The sequence below is a fragment of the Streptomyces sp. NPDC001381 genome (assembly GCF_042895685.1).
In the GTDB taxonomy this organism is placed as follows: Bacteria; Actinomycetota; Actinomycetes; order Streptomycetales; family Streptomycetaceae; genus Streptomyces.
Window position 1 is genome coordinate 69,872 of sequence record NZ_JBIAWO010000018.1, and the last position, 9,018, is coordinate 78,889.

Consider the following 9,018-nt stretch of genomic DNA (forward strand, 5'->3'; position numbering starts at 1 on the left):
CCTCCCCGACCGGGGACGGCCGCCCCCTCGTCCCCTTGGCCTCCGGCAAGGACGGACAAGGACATCTGTCTTCCGACAAGGACTTCGCATGACAGCCACGACCACGCCTCCGAGCGCGTCCTCGCCCTATGCCGAGCTCAAGGCGCCGACCACGGCCCGGCGACTGCTCACGGCGCCGACCACCGGCCCGCTGGTCGCTCTCCTTCTGGCCTGCGCCTTCTTCTCCCTCTCCACCGACCAGTTCCTCACCGGCGGCAACTTCTCGCTGATCGTGCAGCAGGTCATGGTCGTCGGCACCCTCGCCATCGGCCAGACCCTGATCATCCTGACCGCCGGCATCGACCTGTCGTGCGGCGCCGTGATGGCCTTCGGCAGCATCATGATCGCCAAGATGGCCGCCGAGGGTTCCCTGCCCCCGCTCGCCGCCATCGCCGTGGGCATCGCCGTGTGCGGAGGCTTCGGACTGCTCAACGGGCTGCTGGTGCAGAAGATCCCGCTGCCGCCGTTCATCGTCACCCTCGGCATGCTCAACGTGGCGTTCGCGCTGACCCACATCTACTCCGAGGAGCAGACGGTCACCAGCCTGCCCGGCCCGCTGACCGCCCTCGGCGGGACCTTCCCCCTCGGGCACACCGACATCACCTACGGCTCCCTGGTCACCATCGCCCTCTTCCTCCTCCTCGCCTACGCCCTGAGCAGCACCGGCTGGGGCCGGCACGTCTACGCGCTGGGCAACAGCCAGGAGGCGGCCCGCCTCAACGGCATCCGCACCTCCCGCCTGACCATCGGCATCTACACCGTCGCCGGTCTGCTCTACGGCATCGCCGCCCTGCTGCTCATCTCCCGCACCGGGGTCGGCGACCCGCAGGCCGGCCAGACCGACAACCTCGACAGCATCACCGCCGTCGTCCTCGGCGGCACCAGCCTGTTCGGAGGACGCGGCTCGGTCCTGGGCACCTTCATCGGCGTCCTCATCGTCGGCGTCTTCCGCAACGGCCTGCAGCTGATGGGCGTCGCCTCCATCTACCAGACCCTGATCACCGGCGTCCTGGTGATCCTCGCGGTGACCGTCGACCAGATCTCCCGGAAGAAGGCCCGATGACCACCACCCCCACGCCCGTGCTGCAGGCCCGTGGCCTGGTCAAGCGGTACGGCCATGTCACCGCCATCGACGGCGCCGACTTCGACCTCCTGCCCGGCGAGGTCCTCGCCGTCATCGGCGACAACGGCGCCGGCAAGACCAGCCTCATCAAGGCCCTCACCGGAGCGCTCACCCCCGACGCCGGCGAGATCCGCCTCAACGGCGAGCCCATCACCTTCTCCGGCCCCCAGAGCGCCCGCGCCCACGGCATCGAGACGGTGTACCAGGACCTCGCCGTCGCCGCGTCCATGGACATCGCCTCCAACATGTTCCTCGGCCGCGAACTGCGCCGCCCCGGCGTCCTCGGCAGCGTCTTCCGGATGCTGGACAAGAAGCGCATGCGCCAGGAGGCCGCCGAGCACATGGCCGACCTGAAGATCGGCCTGCGCTCCCTCACCCAGGCCGTCGAGACCCTCTCCGGCGGACAGCGGCAGGCCGTCGCGGTCGCCCGGTCCGTCGCCTGGGCCCGCAGCGTCGTCGTCATGGACGAACCCACCGCCGCCCTCGGCGTCAAGGAGTCCGGCCAGGTCCTGGACCTCATCCGGCGGGTGCGGGACAAGGGCATGCCCGTCGTCCTGATCAGCCACAACATGCCGCACGTCTTCGAGATCGCCGACCGGATCCACGTCCACCGCCTCGGTCGCCGCGCAGCCGTGATCAAGCCCTCCGACTACTCCATGGCCGAGGTCGTCGCCATCATGACCGGCGCACTCACCGTCGACGAGGCCGGAGATACTGTCGTCGCGGATTCCGAGGCCGCCAAGGCCGCCGGAGTCCAGGCCGGCTGACGACACGAATCACCACTCACAGGTTCCGGCCGAGGCCGCGGCCGGAACCGACGAGCACAGGAGACACCTACCTCCATGGCAGCGAACCGCCGCCCCACCCTGGCCGACGTCGCCCGAGAAGTCGGCGTCAGCGCCAAGACCGTCTCCCGCGTCCTCAACGAGGACGGGCCCGCCTCCGCGCAGACCAGGGAACAGGTTCTCGCCGCCGTGGCCAAGCTCGGCTTCCAGCCGAACCTCATGGCCCGCAACATCCGCGTCGGCGGACCCGACACCACCGTCGGACTGGTCATCCCCGACCTCGGCAACCCCTTCTTCGGAGCCGTCGCCAGCAGTATCGAGGACACCGTCCGCGACCGCGGACTGACCCTGCTCATGGGCTCCTCCGCCGACGACCCCGACCGTGAACGCGCCCTGACGGACAAGTTCCTCGCCCGCCGCGTCAGCATCCTGATGGTCGTGCCGTCCGTCGGCGCCGACCACTCCCCCCTCAAGCCCGCGCGCGCCGCGGGCCTGCCCGTCGTCTTCCTCGACCGTCCCGGAGTGGGCCTGGCCACGGACAGCGTCGTGAGCTCCAACCGTTCGGGCTCCCACGACGGCGTCGCCCATCTGATCGCCCACGGCCACCGGCGGGTCGGCTTCATCGGTGACCTTCCCACCACGCTCTACACCCGCCGCGAGCGTCTGGCCGGATACCGTTCGGCGCTGCGGGAGGCCGGCATCCCCCACGACCGCTCGCTCGTCACCAACGCGCACGACCAGCGGGGCGCCGAGGCCGCGACCGCGCAGCTCCTCGGCCTGGCCGATCCCCCCACCGCCCTGTTCGCCGGCAACAACATCATGGCGCTGGGCATAGTCGCCGAACTGGCCCGCAGCCGCCGCAAGGACGTCGCGGTCGTCGCCTTCGACGACGTGTCGCTCGCCGAGGCGCTGGAGCCGGCCCTGACCGTCGTCGCCCAGGACCCCGAGGAGATCGGCAGGGCGGCCGCGACCTGCGCCCTGGCCCGGCTGGACGGTGACCGCGGCCGGGCCCGCACCATCACCGTCCCGACCCGGCTGATCGTACGGGGGTCGGGGGAACAGCCGGCTCCGGTGCCGCGGGAGGCGTGACCGGGGAGCGGAACTCCCCTCGGCGAGAAGGCCGGACGGACCGAGCGGGCCGTGGCCCCGGGTCCACGGCGCCGGCGCGGCCGGCCGGCCGTCCCGCCGGCCCGCTCGCCGAGGTGTGCGGCCCGGGGTCAGACCGCGGTCAGCGTGACGTCCTGCCGCTGGACCACGTGGAAGCGGGGCAGGGGCAGGCCGCCTCGGGTCTCGAGTTCCATGAGCGTGGCCTCGACATGGGCGGGGCCGGCCTTCAGCGCGTCCACGCTGGCCTTGCCTGCGTTCTGCCAGGTGTGCTCGGCGCCGTCGCACACCGCGCGGCTGCCGCCGATGCCGTAGCGCACGGTCCCGGAGTCCTGGTGGACGGCGGTGCTGAGGTAGACCGGGCCCGCGCTGCCGACGCAGCGGTAGGTGCCGGTCAGCGTGACGGTGCCGTCGGCGGCGATCCGGGCGGCCGCGTCGACGGTGAGGCTCTCGGACAGGTCGGCGCCGGCGGCCTGGCCCGGCACGGCGAGCAGGAAGAGGGCGGCGCCGGCCGCCGCGGTCAGAGCGGGGCGAAGCAACATGGAAGACCTCCAGTGGTGGGGGGCTTCCACTGGTACCGGGCGGACGGGCCCGGGGCCGTGACCGTCACCCCTTCGGTGGCGAGTCCGCACCGGTCGTCGGCGAACGGTCCTGGAGTTGTCCTGGTGCTGTCACGCTTGCCGGAAGACCCTGGCGGTGTCCCGGAGGCGGGCGCATGGTCGTGCCATGCGAGGCCGGCCGTACGGCCGGCCCCAACCGACGTGGAGGTGCGCCATGTGTTCCCACTCCGTCGCCGGCGCCTCGGCCGACGCCCACGCCACGCACGTCGTCGCCGCCCACCCCGAGCAGGGCTGGAACCTGCTGTGCGACGGCACGATCGTCTTCGACGACTCCGGGGAGATCCTGCCCGACGGCCGGGTCGTGGCCCCGCACCGGGTGACCGCCGGCCGGCTCACCGTCGCGGCGTGACCCCCGCCCGCGGGGGCGCGGATCACGGGCCCAGCACCGCGAACCCGTCCACTTCGACAAGGGCCTCCGCGTCCCACAGCCGCACGACGCCGATCACCGCCATCGCCGGATAGTCCCGGCCCGCCGACTCCCGCCAGATCCGGCCGAGTTCGGCGGCGTGGGACCGGTACGCGGCAACGTCCGTGACGTAGACCGTGACCCGTGCCAGGTCCGCCGGCGTGCCGCCGGCCGCCCGCAGTGCGGTCAGCAGGTTGGCGAGCGCCCGGGCGAACTGCTCGGGCAGCGACTCCCCCACGACCTTCCCGTCGGCGTCGAGCGCGGTCTGGCCCGCCAGGAACACCAGCCGGGAGCCGCTGGCGACGACGGCGTGGGAGAAGCCGGCGGGCGGGGACAGCGCCGGAGGGTTGACGCGTTCGGCGGTCATCGGGCGGCCTCCAGACCGGCGTACAGCTCGCGGGCGATGATGCCGCGCTGGACCTCGCTGGCCCCTTCGTAGATGCGCGGGGCGCGGACCTCGCGGTAGAGGTGTTCGAGCAGGTGGCCGCGGTGCAGGGCGCGGGCGCCGTGGAGCTGGACGGCCGCGTCGACGACGTACTGCGCGGTCTCGGTGGCCAGCAGCTTGGCCATGGCGGCGCGCCGGGGGACGCCGGGGGCGCCGGCGTCGTACGCCGTGGCCGCCGCGTGGACCATCAGCCGGGCGGCCTCGGTGCGCAGGGCCATCTCGGCGACGGTGTGGGCGACGGTCTGCAGGTCCCTCAGCTTGCCGCCGAAGGCGTCCCGTCGGGAGGTCCAGACGAGGGTCGCGTCGAGGGCCGCCTGGGCCATGCCGACAGCGAAGGCGCCGACGCTGGGGCGGAAGAGGTCGAGGGTGGTCATGGCGACACGGAAGCCCCGGTCGGGTTCACCGAGGACGTCGGCCGCGGTGACGGGGACGGCGTCGAAGCCGAGGGCGCCGACGGGGTGCGGGGAGAGCATGTCGAGGGGGGTGCCGGTGAGACCGGGCCGGTCGGCGGGGACGAGGAAGGCGGTGACACCGCGGGCTCCGGCGCCCCGCGTCGTCCGGGCGAAGACGGTGTAGAAGTCGGCCTCGGGGGCGTTGGAGATCCAGCGCTTCTCGCCGGTCAGGCGCCAGGCGTTGGGGCCGTCGGGCTCGGCGGCGAGGGACAGCGCCGCCGCGTCCGATCCCGCCCCCGGTTCGGACAGCGCGAACGCGGCGACCGCGGCGCCGTCGGCGACGCGCGGCAGCCAGCGCTCGCGCTGGGCGGGGCTGCCGTGGGCGTGCACCGGGTGCGCGCCGAGACCCTGGAGGGCCAGGGCGGTCTCCGCCTCCGTGCAGCCCTGCGCGAGGGATTCGCGCATCAGGCACAGGTCGAGGGCGCCCGAGGTGAACAGGCGGGAGATCAGGCCCAGTCGGCCGAGTTCGGCGAGGAGGGGCCGGTTGACGCGGCCCGGTTCGCCCTTCTCGGCGAGCGGGCGCAGCCGGTCGGCCGCCAGGGTGCGCAACTCGGCGCACCAGGCGGTCTGTGCCGGTTCGAGCGAGAATGCGGGCATCGCCTGTCCCCTCTGCCGCCCCTGTCCGGGCCCGTCCACGCCCTGGCCCGGCGGTCTCCTGCCGACGGTATCGCGTACCGTTGACTGTCGTCACCAACACGATACGCTCGATCCGCGAGACCACCTCGACGCCCACCCGCGCAGCCCGTCCAGGCAAGGGGGCGAACGCCCATGAACGTCTCGGCCCACGTCGACACCTTCGCGCGCGACCACCTCCCGCCGCCCGGCCAGTGGCCCGACCTCCGCTTCGAACTGCCGGAACTGCGCTACCCCGACCGGCTGAACTGCGCCGCCGAACTGCTCGGCCACGGGGACTCCCCCGACCGGCCGGTGTTCCACCTCCCCTCGGGACCGGCCTGGACGTACGGGGAGTTGCGCACCCGGGTCGACCGGATCGCGCATCTGCTCACCGGCGACCTCGGTGTCGTGCCCGGCAACCGGGTCCTGCTGCGCGGTCCCACCACGCCCTGGCTCGCGGCATGCTGGCTGGCGGTGCTGAAGGCGGGCGCGATCGCGGTCACCGTGCTGGACCGGCAGCGGCCGCACGAGCTGCGCACGATGGGCGAGATCGCCCGGGTGGAGCACGCCCTGTGCGACGTCCGGGCCGTCGACGACCTCGCCAAGGCGGAGATACCGGGGCTGCGGATCACCACGTACGGCGGCGACTCCCCCGACGACCTGCTGCACCGGCCGGCGCCGAGCACGCCGTACCCCGCCGTGGACACCGCCGCCGACGACGTGGCGCTGATCGCGTTCACCTCCGGCACCACCGGCCGGCCGAAGGGATGTCTGCACTTCCACCGGGACGTGCTGGCGGTCGCCGACACCTTCTCCCGGCACGTCCTCAAGCCGCTTCCGGACGACGTCTTCGCCGGCAGTCCCCCGCTCGGCTTCACCTTCGGCCTGGGCGGCCTGGTCGTCTTCCCGCTGCGGGCGGGGGCCAGCGCGCTGCTGCTCGAACAGGCGGGTCCCCGGCAGCTGTTGCCCGCGATCGCCGAGCACCGGGTGAGCGTGCTGTTCACGGCGCCCACCGCCTACCGCGCGATGCTCGACGACCTCGGCGCGCACGACGTGACCTCGCTGCGCCGCTGTGTCTCCGCCGGCGAGAACCTGCCCGCGGCGACCTGGCGGGCCTGGCACGAGCGGACCGGGCTGCGGCTCATCAACGGCATCGGCGCCACCGAGCTGCTGCACATCTTCATCTCCGCCGCCGACGAGCACATCCGTCCCGGCACCACCGGCGTCCCGGTCCCTGGCTGGCACGCGCGCGTGCAGGACCGGGACGGCGCGCCCGTGCCCGACGGCGAGCCCGGACTGCTCGCCGTGCGCGGCCCGGTCGGCTGCCGCTACCTCGCCGACCCGCGCCAGCGGGAGTACGTGCGCGAGGGGTGGAACGTCACCGGCGACACCTACGTCCGCGAGCCCGACGGCTACTTCCGGTACGTGGCCCGCGCCGACGACATGATCATCTCCGCCGGGTACAACATCGCGGGGCCCGAGGTCGAGGAGGCGCTGCTGCGCCACCCGGACGTGGTCGAGGCGGCGGTCGTGGGCCGGCCCGACGAGGACCGGGGTCAGGTGGTCGTGGCGTTCGCCGTGCTGCGCGGGGGCGCACCGCGGGACGTCGACGCCCTGCGGGCCTTCCTCAAGGCGGAGCTGGCGCCGTACAAGTGTCCGCGTGAGATCGTCCTCCTGGAGGCGCTGCCGCGCACCGCGACCGGCAAACTCCAGCGGTTCAGGCTGCGCACCGAAGGGCACGACGAAGGTCACACCGGTGGTGACACCGATAATGACCAGCGGTGATACCGACGGATCTAAGATGATCAACGTGTCCGACCAGCCCGCACCTCGGTCTCTCATCGTCACGCTCTACGGCGCCTACGGCCGCTTCGCGCCGGGCCCGGTGCCCGTCGCCGAGCTGATCCGGCTGCTCGCCGCGGTCGGCGTGGACGCCCCCTCCGTACGCTCCTCGGTGTCCCGGCTCAAGCGGCGGGGACTGCTGCTGCCGGCCCGTACGGCACAGGGCGCGGCCGGGTACGAACTGTCGGCGGAGGCCCGGCAGCTGCTCGACGACGGGGACCGGCGCATCTACGCCGCGGCACCCGCCGGGGACGAGAGCTGGGTGCTGGCGGTGTTCTCCGTGCCGGAGTCGGAGCGGCAGAAGCGGCACGTCCTGCGCTCCCGGCTGGCGGGACTCGGTTTCGGCACGGCGGCCCCGGGGGTGTGGATCGCCCCGGCGCGGCTGTACGAGGAGACCCGGCACACCCTCGAGCGGCTCGGGCTGGACGGGTACGTCGACTTCTTCCGCGGCGAGCACCTCGGCTTCGCGCCGACCGTCGAGGCGGTGGCCCGCTGGTGGGACCTGGCGGCCATCGCCAAGGAGCACGAGGCGTTCCTCGACCGCCACGCGCAGGTGCTGCGGTCCTGGCAGCGGCGGCCCGACACCCCTCCGGAGGAGGCCTACCGCGACTACCTCCTCGCCCTGGACTCCTGGCGTCATCTGCCCTACGTCGACCCGGGCCTGCCCGCCCGGCTGCTCCCCGCGAACTGGCCGGGGTCGCGCTCGGCGGCCGTCTTCCACGGACTGCACGAGCGGCTGCGGGACGCGGGCGCGGAGTTCGCCGGGGTGTGAGCCCGGTCCGTGCACGGTTCATGACGGGACCCTGTGATCCCTTGCGCACCAGGAGACACTCAGCCAAACCTCAGGTTCCTTAACAACTCCTCTCAGACTCCTTACCTACCGTTCCACGCGTCGCACGCCGGTAGGAAAGAGGACTGTTGCGCATGACCAGCACGCCAAGGGCCCAGGGAGCCACGGTCTGGCTCACCGGGCTGCCCAGTGCGGGCAAGACGACGATCGCCCGCCTCCTGGGGGACCGGCTCAGGGCCGAGGGACACCGGGTGGAGGTCCTGGACGGCGACGAGATCCGCCGTTTCCTCTCCGCCGGCCTCGGCTTCAGCCGCGAGGACCGCAACACCAACGTGCAGCGGATCGGGCTCGTCTCCGAGGTCCTGGCGCGCAACGGCGTGCTGTCGGTGGTTCCCGTCATCGCGCCCTACGCCGACAGCCGTGAGGCGGTCCGGCGGCGGCACGAGAAGAGCGGGACGCCGTACATCGAGGTGCATGTCGCCACTCCGGTCGACGTGTGCAGCGAGCGGGACGTGAAGGGGCTGTACGCCCGGCAGGCGGCGGGCGAGCTGACCGGGCTGACCGGCGTCGACGACCCGTACGAGGCGCCGGTGGACCCCGCGCTGGTGCTGGCGACGCAGGAGCAGACGCCCAAGGAGTCGGCGGACGCGGTGTACACGGTGCTGGCGGCGCGGGGGCTCGTATGACCGGCTTCGGCCTCTCCCATCTGGACGCGCTGGAGTCCGAGGCGGTGCACATCTTCCGCGAGGTGGCGGGCGAGTTCGAGAACCCGGTGATCCTGTTCTCCGGCGGCAAGG

General features: G+C 73.0%; 10 protein-coding genes and 1 pseudogene. 8 read left to right on the plus strand and 3 right to left on the minus strand.

Annotated elements, in window-relative coordinates:
* The first annotated feature begins 88 nt into the window (after window positions 1–88).
* The 3 genes from ACFY2L_RS38105 to ACFY2L_RS38115 all read left to right on the plus strand — a co-directional run bounded on the left by ACFY2L_RS38105 (window position 89) and on the right by ACFY2L_RS38115 (window position 3,036).
* Window positions 89–1,102, plus strand: coding sequence for an ABC transporter permease (locus ACFY2L_RS38105; protein WP_390662474.1), 1,014 nt, complete (start codon window positions 89–91; stop codon window positions 1,100–1,102).
* Window positions 1,099–1,929, plus strand: a complete 831-nt coding sequence (locus ACFY2L_RS38110; protein ID WP_390662475.1) for an ATP-binding cassette domain-containing protein — start codon at window positions 1,099–1,101, stop codon at window positions 1,927–1,929. The genes ACFY2L_RS38105 and ACFY2L_RS38110 overlap by 4 nt, the downstream gene beginning before the upstream one ends.
* Before the next feature lie 75 nt (window positions 1,930–2,004).
* Window positions 2,005–3,036 (plus strand): LacI family DNA-binding transcriptional regulator, encoded by a 1,032-nt coding sequence (locus tag ACFY2L_RS38115; RefSeq protein WP_390662476.1) that lies wholly within the window; start codon window positions 2,005–2,007, stop codon window positions 3,034–3,036.
* A gap of 128 nt (window positions 3,037–3,164) precedes the next feature.
* Here ACFY2L_RS38115 and ACFY2L_RS38120 read toward each other — a convergent pair whose 3' ends face one another.
* Window positions 3,165–3,593: a DUF6299 family protein gene (locus ACFY2L_RS38120; protein WP_390662477.1), complete on the minus strand. Its 429-nt coding sequence runs from the start codon at window positions 3,591–3,593 to the stop codon at window positions 3,165–3,167.
* Window positions 3,594–3,825: 232 nt separating this feature from the next.
* Between ACFY2L_RS38120 and ACFY2L_RS38125 the strand changes: the two genes are divergently transcribed.
* The gene (locus tag ACFY2L_RS38125) at window positions 3,826–4,020 is read left to right on the plus strand and encodes a DUF5999 family protein (RefSeq protein ID WP_390662478.1); all 195 of its coding nucleotides are present in this window, start codon (window positions 3,826–3,828) and stop codon (window positions 4,018–4,020) included.
* Between the two features lie 22 nt (window positions 4,021–4,042).
* Here ACFY2L_RS38125 and ACFY2L_RS38130 read toward each other — a convergent pair whose 3' ends face one another.
* The gene (locus ACFY2L_RS38130) at window positions 4,043–4,444 is read right to left on the minus strand and encodes a RidA family protein (protein ID WP_390662479.1); all 402 of its coding nucleotides are present in this window, start codon (window positions 4,442–4,444) and stop codon (window positions 4,043–4,045) included.
* A complete protein-coding gene (locus tag ACFY2L_RS38135; protein ID WP_390824626.1) occupies window positions 4,441–5,571 on the minus strand; it encodes an acyl-CoA dehydrogenase family protein in 1,131 nt (376 codons plus the stop codon). The genes ACFY2L_RS38130 and ACFY2L_RS38135 overlap by 4 nt, the downstream gene beginning before the upstream one ends.
* A 171-nt stretch (window positions 5,572–5,742) precedes the next feature.
* Here ACFY2L_RS38135 and ACFY2L_RS38140 point away from each other — a divergent pair, with 171 nt between their 5' ends.
* From ACFY2L_RS38140 to ACFY2L_RS38155, 4 genes and pseudogenes are all read left to right on the plus strand, one after another.
* Window positions 5,743–7,374 carry an AMP-binding protein gene (locus tag ACFY2L_RS38140; RefSeq protein ID WP_390824627.1) on the plus strand — a complete coding sequence of 544 codons (1,632 nt, stop codon included), beginning with the start codon at window positions 5,743–5,745 and terminating at the stop codon, window positions 7,372–7,374.
* Between the two features lie 16 nt (window positions 7,375–7,390).
* Window positions 7,391–8,203: a PaaX family transcriptional regulator C-terminal domain-containing protein gene (locus ACFY2L_RS38145; protein ID WP_390662482.1), complete on the plus strand. Its 813-nt coding sequence runs from the start codon at window positions 7,391–7,393 to the stop codon at window positions 8,201–8,203.
* Window positions 8,204–8,355: 152 nt separating this feature from the next.
* Entirely contained in the window at window positions 8,356–8,907 is a 552-nt protein-coding gene (cysC, locus tag ACFY2L_RS38150) for an adenylyl-sulfate kinase (protein ID WP_390662483.1), read from the plus strand.
* Window positions 8,904–9,018: pseudogene (locus tag ACFY2L_RS38155) on the plus strand (sulfate adenylyltransferase small subunit); the annotation flags it as partial. The gene cysC and the pseudogene ACFY2L_RS38155, both read left to right, overlap by 4 nt.